The 26,972-nt window shown below is 60.1% G+C and carries 31 protein-coding genes; 15 read left to right on the forward strand and 16 right to left on the reverse strand.

Going from position 1 to position 26,972, the window contains the following annotated elements; translation table 11 throughout:
- The coding region (locus L9Z73_RS05925) for a hypothetical protein (RefSeq protein WP_247397370.1) at positions 1 to 186 on the reverse strand (186 nt) is incomplete at its 3' end.
- A 49-nt stretch (positions 187 to 235) separates the two neighbouring features.
- Between L9Z73_RS05925 and L9Z73_RS05930 the strand changes: the two genes are divergently transcribed.
- The 4 genes from L9Z73_RS05930 to L9Z73_RS05945 all read left to right on the forward strand — a co-directional run bounded on the left by L9Z73_RS05930 (position 236) and on the right by L9Z73_RS05945 (position 2,864).
- Positions 236 to 550 carry a 3-phosphoglycerate kinase gene (locus tag L9Z73_RS05930; protein WP_247397373.1) on the forward strand — a complete coding sequence of 105 codons (315 nt, stop codon included), beginning with the start codon at positions 236 to 238 and terminating at the stop codon, positions 548 to 550.
- Between the two features lie 151 nt (positions 551 to 701).
- Complete coding sequence (locus L9Z73_RS05935) at positions 702 to 1,301, forward strand: FMN-dependent NADH-azoreductase (protein WP_247397376.1); 600 nt, start codon at positions 702 to 704, stop codon at positions 1,299 to 1,301.
- 202 nt (positions 1,302 to 1,503) lie between these two features.
- Positions 1,504 to 2,379, forward strand: a complete 876-nt coding sequence (locus L9Z73_RS05940) for a carboxylate/amino acid/amine transporter (protein WP_247397379.1) — start codon at positions 1,504 to 1,506, stop codon at positions 2,377 to 2,379.
- Positions 2,380 to 2,447: 68 nt separating this feature from the next.
- Positions 2,448 to 2,864: an Lrp/AsnC family transcriptional regulator gene (locus L9Z73_RS05945; RefSeq protein ID WP_247397381.1), complete on the forward strand. Its 417-nt coding sequence runs from the start codon at positions 2,448 to 2,450 to the stop codon at positions 2,862 to 2,864.
- A gap of 37 nt (positions 2,865 to 2,901) precedes the next feature.
- Here the strand turns inward: L9Z73_RS05945 and L9Z73_RS05950 are convergent, their stop codons facing one another.
- The 6 genes from L9Z73_RS05950 to L9Z73_RS05975 all read right to left on the reverse strand — a co-directional run bounded on the left by L9Z73_RS05950 (position 2,902) and on the right by L9Z73_RS05975 (position 9,277).
- Positions 2,902 to 3,579 carry a phenylalanine--tRNA ligase beta subunit-related protein gene (locus L9Z73_RS05950; RefSeq protein ID WP_247397383.1) on the reverse strand — a complete coding sequence of 226 codons (678 nt, stop codon included), beginning with the start codon at positions 3,577 to 3,579 and terminating at the stop codon, positions 2,902 to 2,904.
- Positions 3,580 to 3,583: 4 nt separating this feature from the next.
- A complete protein-coding gene (locus tag L9Z73_RS05955) occupies positions 3,584 to 4,801 on the reverse strand; it encodes an ATP-grasp domain-containing protein (protein ID WP_247397384.1) in 1,218 nt (405 codons plus the stop codon).
- Positions 4,802 to 4,812: 11 nt separating this feature from the next.
- Complete coding sequence (locus L9Z73_RS05960) at positions 4,813 to 5,994, reverse strand: MFS transporter (RefSeq protein WP_247397385.1); 1,182 nt, start codon at positions 5,992 to 5,994, stop codon at positions 4,813 to 4,815.
- 8 nt (positions 5,995 to 6,002) lie between these two features.
- Positions 6,003 to 6,317: a Rieske 2Fe-2S domain-containing protein gene (locus tag L9Z73_RS05965; RefSeq protein WP_247397386.1), complete on the reverse strand. Its 315-nt coding sequence runs from the start codon at positions 6,315 to 6,317 to the stop codon at positions 6,003 to 6,005.
- Between the two features lie 12 nt (positions 6,318 to 6,329).
- Entirely contained in the window at positions 6,330 to 7,553 is a 1,224-nt protein-coding gene (locus L9Z73_RS05970) for an iron-containing redox enzyme family protein (RefSeq protein ID WP_247397387.1), read from the reverse strand.
- 434 nt (positions 7,554 to 7,987) lie between these two features.
- A complete protein-coding gene (locus L9Z73_RS05975; RefSeq protein WP_247397388.1) occupies positions 7,988 to 9,277 on the reverse strand; it encodes a mechanosensitive ion channel family protein in 1,290 nt (429 codons plus the stop codon).
- Between the two features lie 193 nt (positions 9,278 to 9,470).
- On the opposite strand from L9Z73_RS05975, the gene L9Z73_RS05980 reads away from it, so the two are divergent.
- Entirely contained in the window at positions 9,471 to 10,817 is a 1,347-nt protein-coding gene (locus L9Z73_RS05980) for a DEAD/DEAH box helicase (RefSeq protein WP_247397389.1), read from the forward strand.
- 49 nt (positions 10,818 to 10,866) lie between these two features.
- Here L9Z73_RS05980 and L9Z73_RS05985 read toward each other — a convergent pair whose 3' ends face one another.
- Positions 10,867 to 11,142: a hypothetical protein gene (locus L9Z73_RS05985; RefSeq protein WP_247397391.1), complete on the reverse strand. Its 276-nt coding sequence runs from the start codon at positions 11,140 to 11,142 to the stop codon at positions 10,867 to 10,869.
- A 154-nt stretch (positions 11,143 to 11,296) separates the two neighbouring features.
- Between L9Z73_RS05985 and L9Z73_RS05990 the strand changes: the two genes are divergently transcribed.
- Complete coding sequence (locus tag L9Z73_RS05990) at positions 11,297 to 11,686, forward strand: transcriptional regulator (RefSeq protein ID WP_247397393.1); 390 nt, start codon at positions 11,297 to 11,299, stop codon at positions 11,684 to 11,686.
- A gap of 32 nt (positions 11,687 to 11,718) precedes the next feature.
- On the opposite strand, the gene L9Z73_RS05995 is transcribed toward L9Z73_RS05990, so the two are convergent.
- The 3 genes from L9Z73_RS05995 to L9Z73_RS06005 all read right to left on the reverse strand — a co-directional run bounded on the left by L9Z73_RS05995 (position 11,719) and on the right by L9Z73_RS06005 (position 13,763).
- On the reverse strand, positions 11,719 to 12,585 hold the full coding sequence (locus L9Z73_RS05995) for a DUF6279 family lipoprotein (protein ID WP_247397394.1): 867 nt from the start codon (positions 12,583 to 12,585) through the stop codon (positions 11,719 to 11,721).
- Positions 12,586 to 12,650: 65 nt separating this feature from the next.
- A complete protein-coding gene (locus L9Z73_RS06000) occupies positions 12,651 to 13,373 on the reverse strand; it encodes a TorF family putative porin (RefSeq protein WP_247397397.1) in 723 nt (240 codons plus the stop codon).
- A 210-nt stretch (positions 13,374 to 13,583) separates the two neighbouring features.
- Positions 13,584 to 13,763, reverse strand: coding sequence for a hypothetical protein (locus L9Z73_RS06005; RefSeq protein ID WP_003193095.1), 180 nt, complete (start codon positions 13,761 to 13,763; stop codon positions 13,584 to 13,586).
- 322 nt (positions 13,764 to 14,085) lie between these two features.
- Between L9Z73_RS06005 and L9Z73_RS06010 the strand changes: the two genes are divergently transcribed.
- The 3 genes from L9Z73_RS06010 to L9Z73_RS06020 all read left to right on the forward strand — a co-directional run bounded on the left by L9Z73_RS06010 (position 14,086) and on the right by L9Z73_RS06020 (position 17,015).
- A complete protein-coding gene (locus L9Z73_RS06010; protein ID WP_028617391.1) occupies positions 14,086 to 14,922 on the forward strand; it encodes a CvfB family protein in 837 nt (278 codons plus the stop codon).
- A gap of 51 nt (positions 14,923 to 14,973) precedes the next feature.
- Positions 14,974 to 15,372, forward strand: a complete 399-nt coding sequence (locus tag L9Z73_RS06015; protein WP_247397400.1) for a DUF2177 family protein — start codon at positions 14,974 to 14,976, stop codon at positions 15,370 to 15,372.
- Between the two features lie 200 nt (positions 15,373 to 15,572).
- Positions 15,573 to 17,015 carry an NCS1 family nucleobase:cation symporter-1 gene (locus tag L9Z73_RS06020; RefSeq protein WP_247397403.1) on the forward strand — a complete coding sequence of 481 codons (1,443 nt, stop codon included), beginning with the start codon at positions 15,573 to 15,575 and terminating at the stop codon, positions 17,013 to 17,015.
- Here L9Z73_RS06020 and L9Z73_RS06025 read toward each other — a convergent pair.
- Positions 16,927 to 18,144, reverse strand: a complete 1,218-nt coding sequence (locus L9Z73_RS06025) for an MFS transporter (protein WP_247397405.1) — start codon at positions 18,142 to 18,144, stop codon at positions 16,927 to 16,929. The two genes, L9Z73_RS06020 and L9Z73_RS06025, sit on opposite strands and share 89 nt — an antisense overlap.
- Positions 18,145 to 18,249: 105 nt before the next feature.
- Here L9Z73_RS06025 and ptrR point away from each other — a divergent pair, with 105 nt between their 5' ends.
- Positions 18,250 to 19,143 carry a putrescine utilization regulator PtrR gene (gene ptrR / locus L9Z73_RS06030; RefSeq protein WP_247397408.1) on the forward strand — a complete coding sequence of 298 codons (894 nt, stop codon included), beginning with the start codon at positions 18,250 to 18,252 and terminating at the stop codon, positions 19,141 to 19,143.
- A gap of 140 nt (positions 19,144 to 19,283) precedes the next feature.
- The gene (locus L9Z73_RS31185; RefSeq protein ID WP_003193089.1) at positions 19,284 to 19,406 is read left to right on the forward strand and encodes a PA1414 family protein; all 123 of its coding nucleotides are present in this window, start codon (positions 19,284 to 19,286) and stop codon (positions 19,404 to 19,406) included.
- Positions 19,407 to 19,564: 158 nt separating this feature from the next.
- Here L9Z73_RS31185 and L9Z73_RS06035 read toward each other — a convergent pair whose 3' ends face one another.
- From L9Z73_RS06035 to speB, 4 genes are read right to left on the reverse strand one after another with little or no spacing between them, the layout of a single operon-like run.
- Entirely contained in the window at positions 19,565 to 20,947 is a 1,383-nt protein-coding gene (locus L9Z73_RS06035) for a sodium:solute symporter (RefSeq protein ID WP_247397410.1), read from the reverse strand.
- 30 nt (positions 20,948 to 20,977) lie between these two features.
- Complete coding sequence (locus L9Z73_RS06040; protein WP_247397413.1) at positions 20,978 to 22,543, reverse strand: purine-cytosine permease family protein; 1,566 nt, start codon at positions 22,541 to 22,543, stop codon at positions 20,978 to 20,980.
- 21 nt (positions 22,544 to 22,564) lie between these two features.
- Positions 22,565 to 22,987 carry a YybH family protein gene (locus L9Z73_RS06045; RefSeq protein ID WP_247397416.1) on the reverse strand — a complete coding sequence of 141 codons (423 nt, stop codon included), beginning with the start codon at positions 22,985 to 22,987 and terminating at the stop codon, positions 22,565 to 22,567.
- Positions 22,987 to 23,937 carry an agmatinase gene (speB, locus tag L9Z73_RS06050; RefSeq protein ID WP_247397418.1) on the reverse strand — a complete coding sequence of 317 codons (951 nt, stop codon included), beginning with the start codon at positions 23,935 to 23,937 and terminating at the stop codon, positions 22,987 to 22,989. The genes L9Z73_RS06045 and speB overlap by 1 nt, the downstream gene beginning before the upstream one ends.
- A gap of 150 nt (positions 23,938 to 24,087) precedes the next feature.
- On the opposite strand from speB, the gene L9Z73_RS06055 reads away from it, so the two are divergent.
- The 4 genes from L9Z73_RS06055 to L9Z73_RS06070 all read left to right on the forward strand — a co-directional run.
- Positions 24,088 to 24,981 carry a LysR family transcriptional regulator gene (locus L9Z73_RS06055; RefSeq protein ID WP_247397420.1) on the forward strand — a complete coding sequence of 298 codons (894 nt, stop codon included), beginning with the start codon at positions 24,088 to 24,090 and terminating at the stop codon, positions 24,979 to 24,981.
- Positions 24,982 to 24,987: 6 nt separating this feature from the next.
- Positions 24,988 to 25,593: a tRNA-uridine aminocarboxypropyltransferase gene (locus L9Z73_RS06060; protein WP_247397424.1), complete on the forward strand. Its 606-nt coding sequence runs from the start codon at positions 24,988 to 24,990 to the stop codon at positions 25,591 to 25,593.
- A gap of 232 nt (positions 25,594 to 25,825) precedes the next feature.
- Positions 25,826 to 26,728, forward strand: a complete 903-nt coding sequence (gene cysM, locus L9Z73_RS06065) for a cysteine synthase CysM (RefSeq protein WP_247397427.1) — start codon at positions 25,826 to 25,828, stop codon at positions 26,726 to 26,728.
- Positions 26,728 to 26,972, forward strand: a 245-nt coding sequence (locus L9Z73_RS06070; protein ID WP_247397430.1) for a TRAM domain-containing protein, incomplete at its 3' end; no start/stop codon positions are given. The genes cysM and L9Z73_RS06070, both read left to right, overlap by 1 nt.

The following is a 26,972-nucleotide window of genomic DNA, read 5'->3' on the forward strand; positions in this document are numbered from 1 at the left end:
CCGGTAATACAACGCGAGGGTCGAGCACAGGGCGCACAGGGCGGCGAACATCAACCAGTAGGCCGGCGAGGCCTTGTCGTCGGTGATGTGAATGAACCAAGTGGAGATCGCCGGGGTGAAGCCGCCATGGTCGACCACGGCTTGCAGTGTGCGCCATTGATCGAGGGTAACGCGGGGCGCTTTCAAGATGAGCTCCTCTTGTCCTAAGCTGGCAGTCCTTATTGGAGACTGCCGAATGAGAAAATTGTGTTGTGTGTTGCTGGCGCTGCTGCCGTTAAGCGCGTTTGCCTACCCGATCGACGTGACAAAAAAAATCGACGGCGTGAGCGTGGATTACACCGCGTCCGACGTGGACGGTGACATCAGTTCGATCCAACTGAACAACTACGGGACCAACGACGCGGTGTGTTCCGTCACCTTCACCAATGGCCCGGAAGCGCCACGTCGCCGTACTGTCAGCGTGCCGGCGGGCAAGAGCACCAACACCACCGCCAAGTTCAACCGCGCAATCATCAAGATGCGTATCGCCCTGGCCTGTGCCCCGAAATAAAGCAGCAGCGGAGCATGTCTACAGGAATACTCCGCTTATAAACAAATTTCTAGATGGGTTGTAGCGGTTTTTTGCGCTTTTTTATCGAATTGGCTCTGGTTAATCTTTTCTCCATCGACTTACAGCAATCACAGATGGAGCCTACGCAGCCATGTCCAACGTTCTGATCATCGAAAGCAGCGCCCGCCAGCAGGATTCGATCTCCCGCCAACTGACTCGGCAGTTCATCAGCCAGTGGCAGGCGGCTCACCCGGCGGATCAGATCAGCGTGCGCGACGTGGCGCTCAACCCGGTCCCGCACCTGGACGCCAACCTGCTCGGCGGCTGGATGAAACCGGCGGATCAGCGCAACGCCAGCGAGCAGGCCTCTCTGGATCGCTCCAACGAATTGACCGACGAATTGCTCGCCGCCGACGTGCTGGTGATGGCGGCGCCAATGTACAACTTCGCTATCCCCAGCACCCTCAAAGCCTGGCTGGATCATGTGTTGCGCGCGGGTGTGACCTTCAAGTACACCGCCACCGGCCCCCAGGGTTTGTTGATCGGTAAGCGGGCCATCGTGCTCACCGCCCGTGGCGGGATTCACACTGGCGCGAGCTCCGATCACCAGGAACCTTACCTGCGTCAGGTGATGGCGTTTATCGGGATTCATGACGTGACGTTCATTCACGCCGAAGGGGTGAACCTGAGCGGGGACTTCCAGGAAAAAGGCATCAACCACGCCAAGGCGTTGCTGGCGCAGGTCGCGTGATCCTTTAATCGTCAGATAATCGCGGGGTGTTTATATCTCCCCACGCAAACCCTTCAAGTACGCGTAAGAACCTCCCTTTGCACTTGTTGCTCCTGAGTGCTCCTGCCCGACTGCCGCTCTAGCGAGGTCGGGTTTTTTTTGCCCCGAGTTTCGTGAACCGCCGAAAACCTTTAATGTCCCGCCCATTCGATACGAGGCGCGCATGGGCTACTTACTGGTTGTCACCCTGATACAGGCATTTTCCTTCAGCTTGATCGGCGAATACCTTGCCGGTCACGTCGACAGCTACTTCGCGGTGCTGGTGCGCGTGCTGTTGGCCGGGCTGGTGTTCATTCCGCTGACGCGCTGGCGCTCGGTGGAGCCGACCTTCATGCGCGGCATGCTGGTAATTGGTGCGCTGCAATTCGGTGTGACCTACGTGTGCCTGTACCTGAGCTTTCGCGTGCTTACGGTACCGGAGGTGCTGCTGTTCACCATCCTTACGCCGTTGCATGTGACCCTGATCGAAGACGCCCTCAACCGGCGCTTCAACCCCTGGGCACTGGTCGCCGCCCTGGTCGCGGTGGCGGGCGCGGCGCTCATCCGTTTCGATCAAATCACCCCGCACTTCCTCATGGGCTTCCTGCTGCTGCAACTGGCCAACTTCACCTACGCCGCCGGGCAAGTGATGTACAAGCATCTGGTGGCGCGCTACCCCAGTGATCTGCCGCACTACCGGCGTTTCGGCTACTTCTACCTCGGCGCGTTGCTGGTGGTGTTGCCGGCGTTCCTGGTGTTCGGCAAGGCCGATTTCCTGCCCGAAGCGCCGCTGCAGTGGGGTGTGCTGGTGTTCCTCGGGCTGGTCAGCACGGCCCTGGGCATGTACTGGTGGAACAAGGGCGCGTGCCTGGTCAACGGCGGCACCCTGGCGGTGATGAACAACCTGCATGTGCCGGTGGGGCTGCTATTGAACCTGTTGATCTGGAACCAGCACGAGCCGCTGGGCCGCCTGGCGCTGGGCGGCTTGGTGATTCTGGGGGCGGTGTGGATCAGTCGGTTGGGCATAAAACCCGAAGCAGGCGTACAGTCTGCGGGGTGATAGGCCCTGGGCATGCGTGAGCGGGAATGAAAGTCTGTTATCGAAGAGAAAAGTGTGGGGGCGGCAGAGTGGACAAGGTTGACGAACAGATCATTGCGGCCTTGAAGGACGACTCCCGGGTCAGCCTGGCGCAGTTGGCGCGACAAGTTCACAAGTCTCGAACCGCCGTCGAATCGCGGGTTCAAAAACTGATCGAAAAGGGCATTATCCTCGGCTTCACCATCAACGTCGCTGAAGATGAAGAAGCCCAGCAGTCGGCGTTTCTGATGCTCATGCTCAATGGCAGCAACTGTCACCTGGTGTTTCCGAAGATCTACCAGTTCCGCGAAGTGGTTCAGGCTTACTCGCTGTTCGGCGACGTCGACATGATGCTCGAGGTCAAATACCGCAACTTCGAAGAGCTGATGGTGTTCAAGGACAACCTGCTGAAGATCGAGCATGTGCGCGAGGTGGTGGTCAACCCGGTACTCAAGGCCTGGCGCTAGCCGCTGCTGTTTCGGCAATGGCTACGCGGCATCAGCCTCAGGCGTGATCGTGTACGGTCTCGAGAAAGTGATGACTCAATGCCGGCATTCGCTGGCGCAGGGTGTCGACGAACTCTTCGATGACGGCCTGGTTGAAGGCGAACGTCGTGTCGTCGTGCCCCAGCACCACCACCAGCAGGCTGGACGAGTCCTTCGTCAGCCTGAAGTCATGGGCGTCGGCGTCGACCTTGCCGATGCTCGCCAGGGGTACGTCACCGCAGGTATAGACGATGTCGCCCGCCGGAATCGTAATGTCCTTCTTGGCGAACAATGGTCGGAAAGCCCTGGGGGCCTGCGAGCGCATGACGTAAATATCATCCTGCTGATGATAGGTGTGTACGCCGATGCTGACCCCATGCCTGATCGCCACGGCGTTATAGGCATCGACGATGTTGTTGATGGGGTGGACGCCTTTGGCGATGAAGCGCCGCAACAGTTTCTCGTTGGCGCTGACGGTGTTTTCGTAGCCGAGCTTTTTGAGTTGCTTGGCAAAGCCGTCGTAAATGACGTTGGAGTCCAGCTCGTTGAGGTGGGACGCAACGTGATTGAGGTTACTTTGCAGGACGCTGACGAAGCTCTGGTCGTCCGACACGGTAATGTCTTCGATAACCGCCGCGCACGCATTGTTGATGCCCAGATCACTGGCTGACTTTCGGATGATCAAACGACTTTTCATTGCCTTAACACCACAGTTTTTTACGTAGATTGGCGGTACTGATGTCCAGTTGCGGCGCCGAAAGGTGTTGCAGCCAGAACAGCCCCGGACAGGTGGCGAAGTCGATCGTGATCGGCGTGGTATCGCCGGCGTCGATGAAGTAGCGGTGGCCGCAATAGGCCTCGTCCTCCATCACGCTCTGCAAGGCCTGCGATGAGGGTGCGGCGAAGGTGCGTTGTTCATCGGAGCAGAAGAACCCGATCCGGCCGTGGCTGATCTGGCTGACCGCATCCGTGCGGGGGCGTGGGCGGCCGAGATAGCTGTCGATGGCCAGCGACAGCAAGTCGGGGTGGTACACCTGTTGAAACAGCAGCGGTGCGATGCCGCCATGCAAGCGGCCGCCGGCTTCAATCATCACCGGGCCGTCTGCAGACCAGATGATTTCCATATGAATCGGGCCGACCTCGATGCTCAGCGCCGCAGCGGCCTGGCGGGCGTAGTCGGTCAGCGGCTGCAGTTCCTCGGCGCGGGGATCGAGGGTGTCCAGGCTTTCATAGACAAACATGCTGCCGTTTTTCTGGACCTTGGTGTATCTGCACACCGAGGCAATGATGTACACGCCGTCAAAGGCGACCATATCCACCACATATTCCGGGCCCGAGACGAACGGCTGCACGATGAAGCCGAGGTTGATTTCCCCCAGGTCGTTTTTGCGCTGCCAGGCCGCATTCTTCAAGGCACTTTCGACGCCCGCCCGGCCTTGGGCAAACACCACGCCTTCGGTGGCGGCGGAATTGAGCGGCTTGACTACATAGGTGGCGGTGTCCTTCAGCGTGGCAACCACCTCTGCAATGCGCGTCGGCGAGCTCAGCAGTTGCGACTCAATGTTCGCCAGCCCGTGTTTTTTCAGGGCATGTTGCATCGAAAACTTGTTGCGACGCAGGTCGCTGGTGATGCGGCTATTGCCGGGAATACGCAGGACTTCGGTGAGGTAGTCGGTCAGGTAGATCGCGGTTTCGCAACCCGCGATCACGGCGCTCAGCGACAGCGGTTCGAGGATCTCCAGCAAACCCTCTTCCCAGTTGTAGACCGCGTCGAAGTTTTCTCTGATCAGGTCATCGGTGAAATGCTTGGGCAAGCTGTCGGTGGAAATCACGGCAATGCACCTTACGCCCTGAGCCTTGAGCAAGGGCGCGTAGAGTTTGCCTGTGGAGAACGGGTCAACGATCAGTACGGTTTCCAAAGCAGGTACTCCTATTCGGTGGTGGCGGTGGCCGCGACGGCGGGGGTGAGGTTCCACGCCAGTACTGCAGCGGCCAACAGCGCGGCGGAGACGATCATCAGCACGCGCGCACCTTCGAGCCCGAGGAAGGCAGCGGTGGTGAAGAACGTCAGGATCATCGGCGCCGAGCCACTGACCAGCAGGTAGTAGAGCGAGCTTTTGGCGGCGATCACGTCGGCGATCCGTGCGTTGGGCGCCGACTCGATCAGGGTTTTACGCAATTGGATGCGCAGGCTGTTGATGCAGAAACCCAGCAGGAAGGCGGCGCCCATCATCACGTAGAGGTTATGGAAATAGACGATTGCTACGTCGGCCAGTATCACCAGCAGGATCGCGCTGTAGCTGTTGAGCTTGATCCGTGGCAGCACTGCGGCGCTGAAGGCACCCAGGCCCGCCAGGCCGCTGGCGACGCCAAACAGGGTGGCGTTCCATTCATTGAGCTTCTGGAACACGATGGGCACCAGGCTGTTGAAGGCGCCGATATGGAAGCCGATCATGCTCAACACGATGATCAGGATGTACAGGTTGCGCGGCAGGTGCAGGGGCTGCGCCGTGTGGCCGTCGGCGGCCTGCTCGGTGGTATCGGCGACGGGGGTTGGCGCCACAAAAAGAATCGCCGCCAATGACAGGATCGCCCCCAGGCTGATGATCTGCAGGGTCTGGTTGACGCTGAACACATCCACAATCACGCCGCCCAGCAGCGCACCGCCGAAGGCCCCGATCTGGATGGAGGTTTGCATCAAGCGCGCCGAGGTGTCGCTGTTGGTCAGCCCGGCCAGCACCAGCTTGGTGTTTTTCGATTCCAGGGTACTGATGGTGAAGTAGTCGGTGACCCCCACCACGAAGGCAATCGCCAGGAAGCCGATCGGCAACAGCGCCGCGTCGGTAAACGACAGCCCAAGCACGGCGGCGAACGCGGTCAGGCGAATGTACAACAGTCGTTTCATGCTCAGTTCAATGGTGAAGAACTTGCCGATGTACTGTTCGCACAAATACGGCACCACGGTCGCCACGCATAAGGTGGCGCCCACCAGGAACGTCGAGCCGGTGGTCTCCAGCCCGAACCAGACCATGGCGATCACAATCGCCATGTCCAGGCCGGTGAAGAGGGTCACGATCGAATAAAACGCAGCAAGGGTCGATTTATTATTCATGGGCACCATCAGTCGTAACGAGAGAGTTTAAGGAGAGGCACGCATCGCTCGGTGTCACCGATGACGGTACTGATCTGGTTTCTGACGCGAACGGTGGGCAGCGACTTCTTTTCCAGGTTGCAGACCTTGTAGGCATTGTCGTGCCAGGGGCAGATCACGCTTTGCCCGTCACCCGTCACTTCCCCCATGTGCAGCGGGCCGCCGCGATGGGGGCAGGCTGTCGGCAGCAGTTGAGTCGAATGCGCATGACGCTTGAGAAAGTAGGTTTTCCCGTCCACCGCCACATAGTGGGTATGGCTGAGGTTCAGGCTGATGGCTTTCATGGGGCGGCGTCCTCAAATGGCCGTGACGGTGTAAGTGCAGGAGGGGCTGACGATGCAGGTGCCATGCAGCATGCCCTTGGGAATCACCACGCCTTCCCCGGCCTTGAGCCGCACGGTCAGTTCGGGGCTGGCGACAAAATCCAGCTCGCCGGATTCGACCCAGAACAGTTCGTCATTGGGGTGGGTGTGCAGCACCGAAAGCTCGTGTTCAGGCTCGGTGATCGTCAGGTCCACCGGCTTGCGGCCATGGAGGGCGCGGGCGTTGGCGCGGTGTTCATCCATCTCGTCATGCCACTTGATATGGGCATAAAGCTCATCGTCGGCGATGTCCTGCAGTAACCGGAACTCCTCAAAACCGCGGATAAGGTCGGGGATGATCGCGTTGCCGAATTGTTTGATCATCGGCAGGATCAGGCGCTGCAGGGCCATTCTTCCGTGATGCACATCGATGTGTGAGTGCTCGTCGAAGTATTCGGTGGAGACCGTGCCGTTGAAGATCGTCTTGATAGCGCGTGACTGATGCTGGGTGGTCAGGGCCAGTGTGGCTTCGGTGTAGTACATGGCGCCGATATAGCGGAACAGCTCGCCATGGTTGGCCGACACGTAGTGGAAGTAGTTGGTGAGCGACAGCGAGGCGGGGGTATAGAACTGCCAGTAGTGATGCACGTGATGGGACATGTTCATGTCCTTGAGCATGTCTTCAAAAATGGTGCTGTGCTTCTTCTTGTCGATGCCGTAGCCGTATTCGTCGATCAGGATCTTGAACAGTTCGCTGGTGTACACGCCGCAGTTACCCAGCACATTGCGCGCCATGGCCGAGGCTTCACTGAGGAAGTCGCCGGCGCATTGCGTCATGAAAAACCGCGCAGCACGTTCGGGATGGCGGCTGGTGGTCAGGACTTCATGGAGCTTGGAGTCGGACCGGGCCACATCGTCCAATGCCTTGTCGGTGTGGGCGACGAAGGAGTCCAGGCACCAGGGACCGTTGATGTGAACCTCTTCCTTGAGCCAGCTGTAGAGATATTGCTCCAGTAGCGGACGAATCTTTTTACCGGACGCGGCATGCTGCGGATCATAAAAATTCTTGAATGCCTTGAGATCCAGTGCCATGGGCGGCTTGGGTAAAAAGACCAAGTCTTGTTCGTAGATGTTCAATAATAAGCGTTGCGCCAAAAGATGCTGGCTGTGTGAAAGTTGGTCGCTTGTCAGGCGGGTGCTGATAATTGCATCGGTCACGTCCTGCGGCCTTGAAGGTCGCTGGTAAGGGCTGTCGGTATAAAAGTCGCGAGGTTGAGAAAAACCAGTTGCACTGCAGTAGTGAGTCAGCGCTTCCGCATCCGAACTTAATACAAAGTGTGCCGCATCATCTGAAAGCTTAGTTGTCCATAACATAAGTAACGCCTTCTCACAGAGTTGTTCGATGGCCAGATGCTATAGCTTTGGTTTTTCTAAAAACAGATTAAAAATCGGGCGCCTGGATAGTGAAAATCACTAAATGTATAGGTGAAGTTTTCTTTGTTGCTACGTGGGTTTGATTTTGCGGAGGGTGGCAACTAAACATGTTCGTCAGCTATTTGCCGGGCAGGCTTGGCCTGTAGCGCAAGGCCTGATTTGGCGCGGGGGGCGATCCAACAGGCGAGGGGCAAGGGAGCCCCTCACCGTGCGCTTTGTCAGTTCTCCGGGGCTTGCGCGGCGGTGGTGTTCTGCGTCATTGCAAACAGCCCGCTGCGCAGGTCAGTGCCGCTCGGCTGTTGGTACAGGCTCAAGCCGAATTCCGGCAGCACCGCCAGCAGGTAATCGAAGATATCCCCTTGAATCCGCTCGTAATCCGACCACGCCGTGGTGCGGGTGAAACAGTAGATTTCCAGCGGTACGCCCTGGGCGGTGGTTTGCATCTGACGCACCATGCAGGTCATGTTCGGCTGGATATCCGGGTGGCTTTTCAGATAGGCCAGGGCATACGCGCGGAAGGTGCCGAGGTTGGTCATGCGCCGGCGATTGGCCGACAACTGCGCGCTTTGGCCCTGGGCTTCATTCCAGGCCTTGAGCTCGGCCTGCTTGCGGCTGATGTAGTCGGTGAGCAGGTGGACCTGGCTCATGCGCGCCTCTTCATCGTCGCGCAGGAAGCGCACGGCGCTGGCGTCGATGAACAGGCTGCGCTTGATCCGACGCCCGCCGGACGCCTGCATGCCGCGCCAGTTCTTGAACGACTCGGACATCAGGCGCCAGGTCGGAATCGAGACGATGGTCTTGTCGAAGTTCTGTACCTTGACCGTATGCAGGGTGATGTCCACCACGTCACCGTCGGCGCCGACCTGGGGCATTTCGATCCAGTCGCCAACCCGCAGCATGTCGTTGCTGGTCAACTGCACGCTGGCGACGAACGACAGCAGGGTGTCCTTGTACACCAACAAGATCACCGCCGACATCGCACCCAGGCCGGACAGCAGCAACAGCGGCGAGCGATCGATCAGGGTGGCGACGATGATGATCGCGCCAAACACGAACAGCACCATCTTCGCCAACTGCACATAACCCTTGATCGAGCGGGTACGCGCGTGTTCGGTGCGCGCATAGATGTCGAGCAGGGCGTTGAGCAGTGCGCTCATGGCCAGCACCATGAACAGAATGGTGAACGCCAACGCCACGTTGCCGATAAACAGGGTCGCGGTCTTGCTCAGGTCCGGCACCAGGTACAGGCCGAACTGGATCACCAGCGACGGCGTCATCTGCGCCAGGCGGTGGAAGACTTTGTTGTGGCGCAGGTCATTGAGCCAGTGCAGGGCCGGTTGCCGCCCGAGCAATTTGACCGCATGCAGGATGAGGTAACGCGCCGCTCGTCCGAGCAACAGGGCCACCACCAGCAGCACCAGCAAGCCCAGGCTGGAATGCAGCAGGGGATGTTCGTCGAGGGCGCTCCAAAGGTCTTTGACGTTGAGCCAGAGCTGTTTGATATCCATGGGTGAAACCGATTCTTCTGTAAGACAAGACCGGGCGATTAGAGCATTTAAGTGCTGCAACATTGGCGTTACGGACAAACGCCTTAACAAAAAAGCAGCTGATTAGCGCTGTTCGCGTAAAGAAACTCGGTTTGGACGCCCGAAACCGTTACCCTATGCAGCTGATATTTTGTAATTCTTCGAGGTAGCACCCGTGTTTTCCCAATTCGCCCTGCACGAACGCCTGCTCAAAGCCGTGGCCGAGCTTAAATTTGTCGAGCCTACGCCTGTGCAGGCAGCGGCCATCCCGCTCGCGCTCGAAGGGCGTGACCTGCGGGTGACGGCTCAAACCGGGAGTGGCAAGACTGCCGCTTTCGTCCTGCCGATTCTTAACCGCCTGATCGGCCCGGCTAAAGTCCGCGTCAGCATCAAGACCCTGATCCTGCTGCCGACCCGCGAGCTGGCCCAGCAGACCCTGAAGGAAGTGGAACGTTTCTCGCAGTTCACCTTCATCAAGTCCGGCCTGATCACTGGCGGCGAAGACTTCAAGGTCCAGGCCGCCATGCTGCGCAAGGTGCCGGACATCCTCATCGCCACCCCGGGCCGCATGATCGAGCAACTCAACGCCGGCAACCTCGACCTCAAGGAAGTCGAAGTGCTGGTGCTCGACGAAGCCGACCGCATGCTCGACATGGGCTTTGCCGATGACGTGCAGCGCCTGGTGGCTGAATGTGTGAATCGCCAGCAGACCATGCTGTTCTCCGCCACCACCGGCGGTTCGACCCTGCGCGACATGGTTGCCAAGGTCCTGAACAACCCCGAGCACCTGCAGGTCAACAACGTCAGCGACCTGAACGCGACCACGCGCCAGCAGATCATCACCGCTGACCACAACGTCCACAAAGAACAGATCCTCAACTGGCTGTTGGCCAACGAGACCTATCAGAAGGCCATCGTGTTCACCAACACCCGGGCTGCGGCCGATCGTATCTACGGTCGCCTGGTGGCGCAGGACTACAAGGCGTTCGTCCTGCACGGCGAGAAAGATCAGAAGGACCGCAAGCTGGCGATCGATCGTCTCAAGCAAGGCGGGGTGAAGATCCTGGTCGCCACCGACGTCGCCGCGCGCGGCCTGGACGTCGACGGCCTGGACATGGTCATCAACTTCGACATGCCCCGCAGCGGCGATGAATACGTACACCGTATCGGCCGCACCGGGCGTGCCGGCAACGATGGCCTGGCGATCTCACTGATCTGCCACGGCGACTGGAACCTGATGTCGAGCATCGAGCGCTACCTCAAGCAGTCGTTCGAGCGCCGCACCATCAAGGAAGTCAAAGGCACCTACACCGGGCCGAAGAAGGTCAAGGCGTCGGGCAAGGCCGTGGGCGTGAAGAAGAAAAAAGTCGACGGCAAGGGCGACAAGAAAAAGGCCGGCGCCAAGTCGCCGACCAAGCGCAAGATCGCCAACCGGCCGAAGACCGACAACCTGTCGTTGGTCAGCAAGGACGGCATGGCGCCACTCAAGCGTCGCAAGCCGGAAGCGCCAACTGCCGAGTAAGGCTGGGCCGCTATAAAAAAACCGGACGTTGTCCGGTTTTTTTTTGCCTTCAGTTTTTTGTTTTGGCCGCCGCTTCTTTCAGTTCTTTGAGGCGGGCGTCGATCAATTGGCATTTATCCGGGAACTCCGCGCTTTGCGTGTCCAGGTCCATCTTCTGCAGCTCGTCGTTCATCTCCTTGGCCTTGCTCGGGTTCTGCTCGGTAAGCTGAGTGACGGCCTTGGCCAGTTCTTCGCGCTTGATGGTGGCTTCTTCGGGGGTGCAGGCCCAAGCGGGCAGGGCAGCGAGCAATGTGGCGGCGATGCTCAGGTTTATCAGGGTTTTCATGATCGGACCTCCTTGGCGGTGATGCTCAGTTGAGGGGGTGAACGTCTGGAAAGTTCAGCGCAATGACACCTGTCCATTCGGCTGAACGGCCAGTGACGTCGCGTGTCACACCTCTAGACGGGTTACTTTCCTTTGGCCCGCAGGAGGAATCAGGATGACGACTTACAACTGGGATCTGATCGAGCGTCTGCTGCATGAAGTGCAGAATGGCGAGGGCAGCTTTGCCCCGCGCAAATACGCCGAGGAGGAAGCCGCTGATAAGGCCACGGCGGGCGAGTCCACCGGCAATCTGGATGCGCTGAAAAAGACCGCTGCGGATTACGAGGCGCTGTTGTTCAAGCGCGGGTTTATCGAGTCGCGGCCAGAGGACGAGGGTGGCAGTGGTGAGAACTTTGTTTTGACGCCGCGAGGTGCCCAATTGCTGGCCTTGATAGACAGCTCAATACCGGGCAACGCTCACCCACGTCAGGTGCTGGATGAGCAGGCGGATGCGCTGGAACCGGTGACGTTCGACGCTGTGGCGTCGAAGGCGGCGATTGCCTGAAGAGCATGTGGGAGCAGTCTTGCTCCCACGTTCTAGTCAGCGGCGGCTTTTAGACATTTGAGCGCCTTGAGATCGCTGCGCACGCCCTCGATTTTGTGCGTCAGCTTCTGGCGTTGTTGTACGCTGCTTTGCGCCATTAGATCCACGATCAGGCTGCGCGCTGCTGTTTCTGTCTGGGCATAGGCCTCCCGATATTCCGGGGTCCATAGGCCTTCTCGGTCCACCAACAATTGTTGCATTTTTTGCGCAAAGTCAGCGTCGTGGCGTTGTTGCACTGCGTCGATGAACTGCCCCTGCCAGCGGGCGCGGTTGTCGAGCCACTGCTGGTTCTGTTCACCCAGCTCTGCGGACCAGGCCGTCACGCGTTGCTGCTGGCTTGCGCTGAGCGGCCCGATCCACGTATCGAGGCGCTTGCTCATACGCTCGGCCCGCTCCTGGACCTGTTGCGGCAGGGGCGGTTTGAGGTATTCGTCCTGGCGCTTGCGCAGGTCTTTGGCCAAGGCGTCGTTCATGTCCTTGACCTGCTGGTCGTCCAGCCCGCGCAGCAAGTGGACCGCCGACGGGGTGATTGCGCGTGCGATCTCGGTAACCGCCCGTTTGGCTTCGCCGGTAAGGCTCTGCAAGGCGCTGTCGCTGACCTGATGGTTGTCGACCATCTGTTGCAGGCGGTCGAGCCATTCCAGATAGCCCGGCAACTGCGTGGTGCAATGCCAGGCCAGGTGTTGCTGGAGTGTGTCGTTGAACCAGCGCTTCTGCCCGGCGTTCATGTCCAGGTAATCATTGAGGGTCCACGGGATGATCACATCGAGATTGCGATAGGCCAAACCCACACGGTTGCAGCCGCCAAGCGCCAGGCTCGCGATCACGAATACCAGCAGAAATGTGAGCCGATGCAACATGGGCAGGTCCTTGCGCAGAGGGGTTGATGCATGTGAACCCGCGCTGGGTGCGACAGTTCAGCCCATCAATAAAACGTCCGCGCGGCCTTCAGGGTCAACAGCCCATCGCATTGCGAATTGTGTCCGGAGTAGGCCGAGCAGTCGCCGCCATTGAGGCTGGAGTCGCTGTAGATCAGGTCAAGGTCAACGCCCATCCACGCCCTCGAGAATTGCACCGACCAGTCGCTGAAGCTGCGAATCGAGCCGCTGTCCACCGACACCGGGCTACCCAGTTGGTGCGTCGTGTACTTCATGCTGACGCCGATGCCGAAAGGCTGCGTGCCGCCAAGGTCGGCGAATAGGGTGCTGTCCTGGCGGTCAGAGTCATTGCTGAAGGACGCGCCGAAGCGATTGCCCAGCAGGTTCAGGCCGCCGTAGATCTCCTGGCTGTCGAGGGGGCTGAGCGAGGGGTAGCTGTAGTGGATCAGTCCCACTTCGTAGCCCAGTGTCTGGTCGAAGGGGTGCTTGAAACCCATGTACGAGTCGACTTCGAGGTTGCTCGCCGAAGACAGGCCCATATTCGGCGAAAACTGGCCGAAATACAGGCCGCTGTCGTGGCTCAGGTCCAGGCCGCCGTGGAAGGCGTCGCTGCCCGGCGAGGTCGGCTTGACCAGGCCCTGGGCCATGCTGCGGCTGGGCGTGGTGCCCAATTTCAGATCGAAGTCGCCCAATTCGCGCTGGAAAATTTGCGCTTCGGCCAGTGGGCTCGCGGCGAGGGCGCTGAGCAGGAAAATAATCGGTTTGAGCATGCTTCACTCCATGAAAAGCGAGGAGCAGTAACGGAAGAAATCAGGCGGATGCCCGTGCTAGACGCGTGCAAGCATACCGGCGAATGCCAGGTGCTGAGGCCCGTTCGTCGATTTTGTGGAGCTGGGGGTGAAGCAAGAGGGTGTTTCGGACTCTAGTCCTAGCGCCTTGCTGGCAAGACGCTTAGGGACCAGGTGTATTGCGCCGTCAGCTTACTTCTTGCCCAGGCTGATCTGCTTGGACGGGCCGAAAGTCTGGCCGCTCACGCCCTTGGCAATCTGCTGGATTTCGCCACCGGACTTGAGGAACGCAGCGATCTGGCTGTTGATCGACTCGCTGGTTTCGACGGCGGGAGCTGGCTTTGCTTTGCTATTGGATGCTTTTACGCGCATGGCGGCCACTAACCTGTAGAAAATTAACTTGGCCAGGCATAGTACAGGAAATGCTTGACAATTGCTTGGTAAATATCCTCTGGTATTTACTATGATGGTTGAAACGCGCAAAGTTTGTCCTCGAAATAAGCCCCTAACTTGCTGTTTTAACTCGAAACCACGCGGCCTGCCGGGTGCCGCAAGCGCTGTAAAATTCAGCCGACTGATCAGACGAGCGGGGCGCAGCCAGTAGAACGCCATGCGAGCCCGCGATTTTTCAGGTGCGCGCGCGTGCAGGGCGCAACTCGGGTAGAATGCCGCCCACGCAATGAGGGTATTGGAAATGGCTTTAGTCGGGCGCTACAACAGCTTGCAAGTGGTTAAACACACTAACTTTGGTTTGTACCTGGATGGTGCGCAAGACGGTGAAATCCTCTTGCCTAATCGGTATATCCCCAAAGATATTCCCAGTGAAGATGAAGACTGGCTTAACGTATTCATTTACTTGGACAGCGATGACAAACTTATCGCCACCACTGAAAAACCCAAAGTTCAAGTCGGCGAATTTGCCAGTTTGAAAGTCGTCGAAGTCAACAGCATTGGTGTTTTCCTCGATTGGGGTTTGCCCAAGGATCTGTTGCTGCCGTATTCGGAAGAAAAACGTCAATTGACCGCTGGCGAATATTGCGTGGTGCATGTCTATCTCGACAAACACACCAAGCGCATCACCGCCACCGCGCGTCTTGACCGCTACCTCGACAAGACGCCCGCCAACTACCAAGTGGGCCAGGAAGTCGACCTGCTGGTGGCCGAGGCCACGGACATGGGCTTCAAGGCGATCATCAACAACAAGCACTGGGGCCTGATCCACAAGAACGAAGTGTTCAAGTTCCTGCGCCCGGGCAAGGAAGAGAAAGGCTTTATCAAGGAAATCCGCGCCGACGGCAATATCAGCCTGAGCCTGCAACCGGTCGGCCAGGAAGCGGCCTCCAGCCTCAACTCGAAGATCCTCGCCAAGCTGCGTGAAAACAACGGCAGCTTGCCGGTCAGCGATAAAAGCGACCCGGCGGTGATCAGCAACTTGTTCGGCGTCAGCAAAGGCAACTTCAAGAAGGCCATTGGTGCGCTCTACAAGCAAGGCCAGATTGTGATTCACGCGGATCGTATTGAACTAAGCTAAGTGCGGTTTGCTCTTCTGTAGGAGCAAATCGCTCCTACAGAGGCTGTGCCGATGTCCCGCCGATCCTTGTTCGCTTACCTCGGCACCTTGCTCGCCTTTCTGGTGCTTGACGGCCTCTGGCTCGGTGTCCTCATGGGCCCGACCTACAAATCCCTGCTCGGCCCGCTGATGCTGGAACAGCCGCGGCTGTTGCCTGCCATGCTGTTCTATCTGCTCTATGTCCTCGGTTGCGTGGTGTTGGTGATCTTGCCCAGCGGCACTTGGCCGCGCGCCGCGCGCCTGGGGGCTTTGCTTGGTCTGGTGGCCTACGGCACGTATGACCTGAGCAACTGGGCCACGCTGCAAGGTTGGTCGGCGGGGTTGGCGCTCATGGACATGGCTTGGGGCACGTTCCTCAGCGCCGTTTGCTGCACGGTTGGCCATCTGTGTGCACAACGGGCGTGCAAGTGATTGTGTACAGAATTTAGACGCGCACCGTTGCTGGGCGTAGTGCACCCGTTCAACTTACGATAAACACCTTTGGAACCCCGCTCCAATCGGATTGTGTGCTGTTGGCACGTATTCTGCTGACTCTCTCGTATACAAACCGTGCCGCCTTCCGTATGCATCCCGTTACGGCAGAGCAGGCGGGTATTTCGAGGAGCCCAGCGATGACCGAACAATTGCCTAAAGGCTACAGCCCGCGCCTGTACAACCAGGACCTGGGCCCACTGCCGCAAAAGTGGACCTGGTACAACATCTTTGCCTTCTGGATGAGCGACGTCCACAGCGTCGGCGGTTACGTCTTCGCTGCCAGCCTGTTCGCCCTCGGGCTGGCCAGTTGGCAGGTGCTGATTGCATTGCTCGCGGGCATTTGCATCGTGCAATTGATCGCCAACCTGGTGGCCAAGCCGAGCCAACAAGCTGCTGTACCGTACCCGGTGATCTGCCGGCTGGCGTTTGGCGTGTTCGGTGCGAATATTCCGGCGGTGATTCGCGGCTTGATCGCGGTGGCGTGGTACGGGATTCAGACGTACCTGGCATCGAGCGCCTTGATCATCGTGGTGCTGCGCTTTTTCCCACAGATGGCTGTGTATGCAGAGCCACACTTCGCGGGTCTGTCCTATCTGGGCTGGTTAGGGTTCCTCAGCTTGTGGGTGTTGCAGGCAGCAGTGTTCTGGGCTGGCATGGAGTCCATCCGGCGTTTTATCGACTGGGCCGGGCCGGTGGTCTATGCGGTGATGTTCGCCCTGGCCGGCTGGATCGTGTGGAAGGCGGGTTGGGCGAATATCAGCTTTACCCTGGCGGAAAAATCCCTGTCGGGCTGGCAGGCTTTTGGCCAGGTGATCGTGGCGACGGCGTTGGTGGTGTCTTACTTCTCCGGACCGACGCTGAACTTCGGTGATTTCAGCCGCTACTGCCGCAGTATGCAGGACGTGCGTCGCGGTAATTTCTGGGGGCTGCCGGTGAATTTTCTGGCGTTCTCTTTGGTGACTGTGGTGATCGTCTCGGGCACCTTGCCGGTATTCGGCGAAATGCTCCACGACCCGATCGCCACCGTTTCGCGTATCGACAACAGCGTGGCCGTGTTGCTGGGTGCCTTTGCCTTTGTCACGGCCACGATCGGCATCAATATCGTCGCCAACTTCGTGTCTCCGGCGTTTGACTTCGCCAACATTGCGCCGAGCAAAATCAGTTGGCGCGCCGGCGGCATGATTGCAGCGGTGGCTTCAATCTTTATTACCCCGTGGAACCTGTTCAACAACCCGCTGATGATCCACTACACCCTGGACATACTCGCCGCGTTTATCGGGCCGTTGTTCGGGATTCTGTTGGTGGACTTCTACCTGATCAAAAAACAGCAGATCGACGTGGACGCGCTGTTCGACGACAGCCCGAGCGGGCGCTACTACTTCGACGGTGGCGTGAACTGGACGGCGGTCAAGGCTCTGGTGCCGGCGACGCTGGTGGGCGTCGCGATCACGTTCACCCCGGCATTGCAGGGCATGGCCAACTTCGCCTGGTTTACCGGCTGTTTCCTGGGTGGGCTGTTTTTGCTGGTGCTCGCTCGACGCGAACAAGTTCGCGTGCCAACGCCGCTGATTGCTGGCTGACCGTCGTAGCGGGGCGCAGCAACACCGCGCCCGCCATTAACAGCCCGCAACCGGCAATCACCAGCGCCGGTTGCAGGCCGTCGCTCAGGTGATTGCTCACCGATGCGAGCAACGGGCCGCTCAGTTGACCGATGGCAAAGCAGGCAGTCAGCACTCCGGTGTTGCGCTGATAGCTGCGAGGCGCCACCTCCCGCAAGCGCGCCATCACCAACTGCATACACGCCAGAAAAGGCCCGCCGCACAGCAACACGCCCAGCGCCAGGCCCCAGCCGTTGCCGAGCAAACAGGCAAACACGCCCGCCGCTTGCAGCCATAAGGTTGTCATCAGCCAGCGACGGGTTGTGTTCGGGGCCTTGCGGCGCAGGCTCGCCACGACCACACCGAGCGCAGCCGCCAGGCCAAAGCATGGCCAGAACAGGTCTGCCTGCCAGGCGCCCTTGAACTGCGCGCTGGCCATCTGTGACAGAAAGGTCGCCGGAATGATGTAGCCAAGGCCGAACAGAAAATAAATCCAGCCCAGGTGCGCGATGCTCGCATTGCTGTCCGCGCCGCTGATGGGCGCGTCAGTGAGGCTCGGTCGAGGCAGGAAAGGCAGGATCGCCAACAGCATCAGCAGCGCCACCCCGCCATAGACCAGCCACAGTGTTGCAGAGCTTTGCCCCAGCAGGTTCGAGCCCAGCGCCAGCAGGCCGGTCAACAGAATCCCCAGGCCCGGCCCGGCAAACACCAGGGCACCCAAGCGTGGCCGCCCGGCGGCAATCGCCAGCGGTTGGCTGAGGCTGGTGATCATCACCAGTGCCCAGGCGCTGGCCACGCCGGTGCCGAAGCGCAACAGCAGGTGCGGCCAGAACCCATGGGCCCAGTACGACGCCAGGGTCAGCAGCACACACAACCACAACCCGCCGTACAAGCGAGCGCGTATAGGCTGATGGCTACGGGCGAAAATCGAATCCACCGCACCGACGAAGTAGCCCAGGTAGTTGGCGGCAGCGATCAGCCCGGCACCTGTCAGATCGATCTGTCCTTCGCTCAGCAAATGCGGCATTTGCGGGGTGAGGGCGAAGCGGCCAATGCCCATGGCCATCATCAAGGCGATAAAGCTGGCGAGGAGGCGAATCAAGGGGGACATGTTCAAGGTTTCCTGCGGGAAAGCGAATGACGTGCAGGCTAAGGTGGATTGATGTTCTGTAAAATTGAATAATAGTGATCAACTTGTTCAGTTTTGGAGAAAGGTATGGAGTTCAGTCAATTGCGCATTTTCCAGGCCGTGGCGGAAGAGGGCTCCATCACCCGCGCTGCCGAGCGTTTGCACCGCGTGCCTTCGAACCTGTCGACCCGGCTCAAGCAGATGGAGGAACAACTGGGCGTCGAGTTATTCGTCCGTGAACGTCAACGCCTGCAGCTTTCCCCGGCGGGCAAAGTGTTGCTGGACTACAGCACCCGTCTGCTGGCGCTGCACGACGAAGCCCACGGTGCCGTGCAAGGCGGGCAACCGGCCGGCGACTTTGTGCTGGGCAGCATGTACAGCACCGCCGCGATTCACTTACCGAAACTGTTGGCGCGCTATCACAAGGCGTATCCGCTGGTGAATTTGCAGGTGCAATCGGCGCCCAGCGGGGAGCTGCTGGAAGGCTTGATCACCGGGCGTCTTGACGCTGCGCTGGTCGACGGCCCGCTGACCCTCGCGACGCTGGACGGTGTGCCCTTGTGCGACGAAAAGCTGGTGCTGATTTGCGAAGCCGACCACCCACCGGTACACGGTCCCCAGGATGTGGCCGGCCGTGCGGTGTTCACCTTCCGACGCAGTTGTTCTTATCGCCGGCGTTTGGAGACGTGGTTTTCCCACGAGCGCGTGGCCATGGGCCGCGCCATTGAGATCGAGTCTTATCAGGGCATGCTCGCCTGCGTGATCGCCGGTTCCGGCGTGGCCCTGATGTCCGAATCTATGCTCGACAGCCTGCCAGGCAAGGACAGTGTGTCCGTTCATCCCCTATCTGGGCATTTTGCCACTGCGACCACCTGGCTGATGTGGCGAAAGGGTATGCTCGGCGCTAATCTCAACGCATGGATCGAACTGCAGCGCGAAGGCCAGGCAGAGTTGCCGCAAGATGCCCGTGCGATTGCCTGAATGATCCGTCGGCATTTGAATCAATTCAGTAATAGTTCGTTGTGGTTTCGTTGAAGCAATGCGTAGGAGTTAGGGCTACTATCTGTAGGAAGAGGCGAACGAATTCCCGCCGACCCGCACTACCCTCAAAGGGGGCAATCATGAAAGAGAAAATCCAAAACTGGCTCCACGACCTTGGCGTTGCGCTGGGGCTGATCGAGCCCCCGCTGCAGCCGGTGCCCATTCGCACGGATGATGAGCAGCGTCGTCCACGTCGGCGGTAAACCGCAGCCGCTGGAATGCCGCAGAATTAATGTAGGCGCGGGCTTGTGTAGGAGCGAGCAAACCCGCCCCCACCCTGTCTTGTACGCCACGCAAAAAAAACGGGTGCGACATCCGACGTCGCACCCGCTGAAGAAAACGTGATAGGCCAGGTGTTTGTTCAGGCCGCCCGAGCTGGCACCGTTTCAGGCCGGCGCCACAACAGGCTCACCCCGACAAAACTCACCAACGCCACCGCCAGGCTGTAGTAGATCGGCGTGTTCGCGTCCAAGCCATCCTTGAACATGAATACCAGCGCGGTCACAAAGCCCAGGGTCATGGACGTAATCGCCCCTGAGGTTGTCGCGCGCTTCCAGAAAATCGCCCCGATCAGCGGGATCAGCATGCCCCCCACCAACAGGTTGTAAGCCAGGGTCAGGGCGCTGATCACATCGTTCACCACCAGGGCGATGCCCAGTACCGCGATACCGGTCAGCATCGTGAACAGGCGGTTGATGTTCAGGCTCGACTGCTTGCCGCCGCGCAATCGTGGCAGCAGGTCCTCGGTCAACACGGTGGACGCCGCCAGCAAGCCGGCGCTGGCCGTCGACATCATCGCCGCCAACGCCGCCGCAATCACCAATCCACGAATCCCATCGGGCAGCGACATTTTGACGATCGCGGCAAACGCGTTGTTGACGTTATCCAGATCGGGGATCAGCACATGGGCCGCCATGCCGATCAACGCACAGGCCAGGCCGTAGAGAATGCAGTAGAAACCGGCGAAGGTGCCTGCGTACTGGGCGACTTTTTCGTCGCGAGCGGTGAACACCCGTTGCCAGATGTCCTGGCCGATCAGGATGCCGAAAAAGTAGATCATGAAGTAGGTGATGATCGTGTCCCAGCCGATCGCGGTGAAGCTGAAGCTCGACGCCGGCAGCTTGGTCACCAGTTCGTCCCAGCCGCCGACACGGTACAGGCAGATCGGCAGCAGGATAAACATCAGGCCGACGGTCTTGATCACGAACTGCACGATGTCGGTCAGGGTCAGCGACCACATGCCGCCGATGGTCGAGTACACCACCACCACGCCACCGCCGAGCAGCACCGAAATCCAGAAGGGCAGGCCGAACAGCACCTGCAGCACGGTGCCGATGGCCAGGATCGAGGTCACGCCGATCATCAGCGCGTAGGCCAGCATGATCACCGCACTCGCCTGGCGCGCCATGGGGTTGTAGCGTTTTTCCAGAACCTGGGTGACGGTGAAGATTTTCAGCTTCAGCAACGGTTTGGCCAGGAACAGGTTCAGCGCAATGATCCCCATGCCCAGCGCGGCGCACAGCCAGAAGCCGGAGATGCCGTGCACATAACCCAGGCGCACGGTGCCGACGGTGGACGCGCCGCCCAATACCGTGGCGGCCATGGTGCCCATATATAGCGTCGGGCCGAGATTGCGCCCGGCGACCAGGTAGTCTTCATGGGTCTTGGCGCGGCGCATGCCGTAATAGCCGAGCACGAGCATGCCGGCGGCGTAGATGAGTACGACGAATAAATCCAAAGCCATGACGGCGAGTCTCCGATTATCTTTTTTATGCTATTGGGGAGTTTGTTGTGGCGAGGGAGCTTGCTCCCGTCCGACAGCGAAGCTGGAGCCGGCTTTTTTGGGGCCGCTCCGCAGCCCAGCGGGAGCAAGCCCCCTCGCCACAACGGTCGGCCCGTATACGCAAGCCGGTTCCGGGAACACGCGAAGCAAGGTCAGGTACACCACCGAGGCCAGCCCCAAGGTCACCGGCAGGCTGATATCGATGCCCTCGGCGAGGTTGCCCAGTGGCCCGACAAACTGCCCCGGCAGGTTGACGAAACACAGCCCCACCAGCGCGCTCGGAATCCAGGCGCCCAGACCGCGCCAGTTCCAGCCGTGGCTGAACCAGTAGCGCCCGCCGCGTTCGCCGCGGGTAAACACCTGCAGGTCGTCCGGGCAGTAGAAGCCGCGGCGCACGATCAGGCCGATGATCATCATCACCATCCACGGGGTGGTGCAGGTGATGATCAGCACCGCGAAGGTCGACACGCTTTGCACCAGGTTGGCGGCGAAACGTCCGATGAAGATGAAGGCAATCGACATCAGCCCGATCAGCAACGTGGCCTTGACCCGCGACAGCAGGCGCGGGAACACGCTGGACATGTCCAACCCCGTGCCATACAGCGACGTGGTGCCGGTGGACATGCCGCCGATCACCGCGATCAGGCACACCGGCAAGAAGAACCAGCTCGGCGCCACCGCCAGCAAACCGCCGACGTAGTTGTTGGCCGCGATGTAGTCCGGCGCCTTGACCGCGACGATGGTCGCGGTGGCCAGGCCAAACAAGAACGGGATCAAGGTGGCGATCTGTGCTGCGACCACCGCCAGCATGATGCGCATTTTCGGCGTTTCACGCGGGATGTAGCGCGACCAGTCGCCGAGGAACGCGCCGAAGGAGATCGGATTGCTCATGGCCACCAGCGCCGCGCCGATAAACGCGGCCCAGAAGCCGCTCTGGCCGAGGGCCACGGTACCGGCGAAGTGGCTGTCGAAGGTCGGCGCGAACGCGAAGATCCCCAACAGAAACAGCAGGCTCGCCGCCCATACCGCAATACGGTTGACCCACAGCATGAAGCGAAAGCCGTAGATGCACACCGTCAGCACCAGAATGGCAAACACGCCGTAGGCCAGGCCCAGGGTCAGGTCGGTTTCCGGCAGGCCGATCAGGCGTTTCGCACCGCCTACCAGCGCATCCCCTGAACTCCACACCGACAGTGAGAAGAAGGCAATCGCCGTCAGCAATGACAGAAACGAGCCGATAATCCGTCCGTGTACACCAAAGTGCGCCCCGGACGACACGGCATTGTTGGTGCCATTGATCGGCCCGAACAGGCCCATGGGCGCCAGGATCAGCGCACCCACCAGCACGCCCAGCACAATCGCCCAGACGCCGGCCTGGAACGACAGGCCGAAGAGCACCGGAAAGGCGCCCAGCACAGCCGTGGCAAAGGTGTTGGCACCGCCGAAGATCAGGCGAAACAGATCCTTGGGCCCGGCGGTACGTTCGTGGTCCGGGATCTGTTCGACCCCGTTGGTTTCTATCTTGCGAATACTGTTTTCGTTGTTTTTATTATTCATGATCAGCTCCGATCACATTGGCTAATGGGGCGGCAGCCCTTCCGGCATAGCGGACAAATGTTCGTGACAGGCCAGCCACAGGCCTTGTTTTTGTTGTACGTCTAACCCTTGTCGTGTGAAGACAATGGTCTCGCGTTCCTGGCTATTGAATTGCTCCCCGTTCATGCGCAGCTCGGTGGCCACGTCATGCATAAAAATCGCCACATCACCTTGCAGGCTGACAACGGCGTTGCTCGAGATGCAGGACAGCACCTCAAACCCCTCGTCCTGGCGCCAGCTGTCCCACAACGCCTGGTAGGCATCGCGACTGAACAGCGGCTGGGGCAGGGTGTAGAACACAAAGCTGGCGTCGGCGGTGAATGCGCCGAAGTAGGCCGCGCGATCATTGCGCGCAAAGGCCGAGACCAAGTCGGCGGCGGCCTGCAATACCTCGTGCGCGCTCATCAGCGGTGCACCACCCCGGGCAGTACGCAGAGCATCTCGTACAGCAGGTTGGCGCCCAGCAGCGAGGTGTTGCCGCTGGTGTCGTAAGGCGGCGAAACTTCTACCAGGTCGCAACCAATCAGGTCGAGGCCTTGGCAGCCGCGGATGATTTCGATCGCCTGGATGGTGGTCAGGCCGCCGATTTCCGGGGTGCCGGTGCCGGGCGCCCAGGCGGGGTCGATACCGTCGATATCAAAGCTCAGGTACACCGGGCCACCCCCGACTTTTTCGCGTACTTCGGCCATCAACGGCGCGAGGGAGTGGTGCCAGCATTCTTCGGCCTGCACCACGCGAAAGCCCTGCTTGCGGCTCCAGTTGAAGTCTTCGGCGGTATAGCCCTGGGCGCGCAGGCCGATCTGTACCACGCGGTCGCAATCGAGCAAGCCTTCTTCCACCGCGCGGCGGAAGGTGGTGCCGTGGGCGATTTTCTCGCCGAACATATGGTCGTTGACGTCGGCATGGGCATCGATGTGTACCAGCCCGACCTTGCCGTGTTTCTTGTGGATCGCCCGCAGGATCGGCAGCGTGATGGTGTGGTCGCCGCCCAGGGTCATGGGGATCACGTTGTGCTCGAGGATCTCGTCGTAGGCTTCTTCAATGATGCGCACGGCGTCGAGCAGGTTGAAGGTGTTGATCGCCACGTCGCCGATGTCGGCCACCGACAGCGAGTCGAACGGTGCCGCACCGGTGGCCATGTTGTACGGGCGGATCATCACCGATTCGGCGCGGATTTCCCGTGGGCCGAAGCGGGTGCCGGCGCGCAGCGAGGTGCCGATGTCCAGTGGCACGCCGATAAAGGCCGCGTCCAGGCCCTTGGCCGATTGCAAATGGGGAAGACGCATCATGGTGGCGATGCCGGCGAAGCGCGGCATTTCGTTGCCGCCCAGTGGTTGGTGGAAAATCTTGTCCACGGGATTGCCTCATCGTTGTTGTGTTTATAAGGGGCCGATTCTGCGAAAAGCCTGGGGCGGGAAGAATCGGCAGGGGTAAATACTTAGTTCAGATTTTTCTAAACTAATGCCGGCAGGTAGACTGCTGCGATCACCTCCCCGGAGCCGACCATGGCCAACGCCTTGCCCGACCTGAAACTCCTGCGCATCTTTGTCAGCATCGTGCGCCACCAGGGGTTCGCCAATGCGCAGCACGAGCTCAACCTCTCGACCTCGGCGATCAGCACCTATATGAGCCAGCTCGAATCGGCGCTGGGCCTGGTGCTGTGCCATCGCGGCCGGGGCGGGTTCAGCCTGACCAGCAAGGGCGAGCTGTTCCATCAGGAAACCCTGCGGCTACTGGGCGAGCTCGAAGGCTTCGAGCAATACGCCGCCGCGCTCAAAGGCGAGCTGCGTGGCACGCTCAAGCTCGGCGTGCTCGACTCCACCGTCAGCGACAAGGCCCTGCCGTTCGCCGAAGTGATCGGCGCCTACAGCCTGGAACACCCGGCGGTGCATTTGCATTTGTCGGTGATGAGTCCTTACGAACTGCAATTGGGCGTGCAGGACAACCGTTTGGACCTGGCCATCGGCGCGTTTTCCAATCGCATGAGCGGGCTGATCTATATGCCGCTGTACCGCGAGCAGCACTGGTTGTATTGCAGCACCCGGCACCCGCTGTTCAATGAGCGGCGCATCCCTGAACAGGTGATCACCCAACAACGCATGGTCGGACGCGGCTACTGGAGCCAGGCGGAGCTGGCACGCCATGGCTTCAAGCACAGCGCCGCCACCGTGGAAAGTATGGAGGCGCAACTGATCCTGGTGCTGTCCGGCGCCTACATCGGCTACCTGCCCGAGCACTACGCCCAGGCGTGGGCCGACAAGGGCGACCTGCGGGTGCTGCTGCCGGCGACCTTCGGCTACCAGGCGCCGTTCTCGATGATCATGCGCCGTGGCCGTAGCCGCGAACCGCTGATCCAGACCTTTCGCGACTTGCTCAAAACCCAGCTCAACCAGGCCTGAAAAACCATGTCCAGACCCCAATGCTCCCGTTGCCTGCGGCCCGCCAGCCATTGCCTGTGCGCGCTGATCCCCAGCCTCGACAGCCGCACCCGCGTGTTACTGCTGCAGCACCCGAGCGAGGTCAACCATGCACTCAATACCGCGCGGCTGGCGGCGTTGGGCTTGAAGAATGCGCAGTTGGTGGTGGGCGAGGTATTCGATGATCTGCCGAGCTTGTTGAACCCGCCTGGTTATCAGGCGCGCCTGTTGTTTCCCGCTGACGATGCCCAACCGCTGCAGGCTTATGGACAGAGTGACGAGCCGTTGTTGCTGGTGGTCCCCGACGGCACCTGGCGCAAGGCGCGCAAGTTGTTGCACCTCAACCCGCTGCTGGCGGCGCTGCCCAGGGTGACGCTGGTCGAGGCCGCCGTCTCGCGCTACCGGCTGCGCAAGGCGCCGGGCCCCGGTGCGTTGTCGACGGTAGAGGCGATTGTGCAGGCGTTGCAGGTGTTGGAGGCGCCGACATCGTTTGCCGCGCTGCTCAAGCCGTTTGAGGCTCTGATTGACGGGCAGATCGCGGCGATGGGGGAAGAGGTTTTTCAGAGAAATCATGGAGATGGGGATTTGGGCTAGTCCATTTATCGAGGCGCGTCCATCGGGGGCAAGCCCCCTCCCACAGGGGGTTGTGGGGTACACACTATTTTTGGTGGGCACAGGGCAAATGTGGGAGGGGGCTTGCCCCCGATGGGCGCGCCACTTCACTCGCTTATTCCTATAAGCCATAAGCACCGCACTTTGCGTGATATGGCGCGCCAGGCTTTCCCGGTATGATGTTCGCCCCCGCAGTCTGGATTGCGAATACGCCATGACCTTGCAGTACCCTACAATCGCCGATTGCGTCGGCAACACGCCCCTGGTCCGCTTGCAACGCATGGCGGGTGAAACCAGCAATACCCTGTTGCTCAAGCTCGAAGGGAACAACCCGGCCGGTTCCGTCAAGGACCGTCCGGCGCTGTCGATGATCACTCGCGCCGAGCTGCGCGGGCAGATCAAGCCCGGCGACACCCTGATCGAAGCCACCTCCGGTAACACCGGGATCGCCCTGGCCATGGCTGCGGCGATCAAGGGTTACAAGATGGTGCTGATCATGCCCGACAACGGCAGTGCCGAGCGCAAGGCTGCGATGACCGCCTACGGTGCCGAATTGGTCCTGGTCACCCAGGAAGAAGGCATGGAAGGCGCCCGCGACCTCGCCGAGCGCATGGCCGCCGAAGGCCGTGGCCAGGTGCTGGACCAGTTCGCCAACGGCGACAACCCCGAGGCGCACTACACCACCACCGGCCCGGAAATCTGGCGCCAGACCCAGGGCACGATTACCCATTTCGTCAGCTCCATGGGCACCACCGGCACCATCATGGGCAACTCGCGCTACCTGAAGGAGCAGAACCCGGAGATCCAGATCGTCGGCCTGCAACCGATGGAAGGTTCGGCGATCCCCGGGATTCGTCGCTGGCCCGAAGAGTATTTGCCGAAGATCTATAACGCCTCGCGCGTGGATCGCATCATCGACATGGCCCAGCGTGAAGCCGAAGACACCACGCGCCGCCTGGCCCGTGAAGAAGGCATCTTCTGCGGCGTGTCCTCTGGCGGCGCCGTGGCCGGCATGTTGCGATTGTCCAAGGAAGTGGAAAACGCGGTAATCGTCGCGATCATCTGTGACCGTGGCGACCGTTACTTGTCGACCGGCATTTTCGACGAACCCAACTGATGGCCAAGCACGAGAGAGGCCTGCGCTTCCAACCGACGGGCGGCAGCCGTGCCCCACAGATTCCAGTGGGCAAGAAGCAACGCCTGACCATCGAGCGCCTGGCCGATGATGGCCGTGGCATCGTGTTCTTTGAAGGGCGCACGTGGTTCGTCAACGGTGCGCTGGCCGGCGAAGAGGTGGAAGCCCGGGTGTTGGGCGCCCACGGCAAAGTGGTCGAGGCGCGCACCGAGCGGGTGTTCAAGGC

Origin of the sequence: Pseudomonas emilianonis, from assembly GCF_023072625.1 — a bacterium.
GTDB classification, from domain to species: domain Bacteria; phylum Pseudomonadota; class Gammaproteobacteria; order Pseudomonadales; family Pseudomonadaceae; genus Aquipseudomonas; species Aquipseudomonas paraveronii.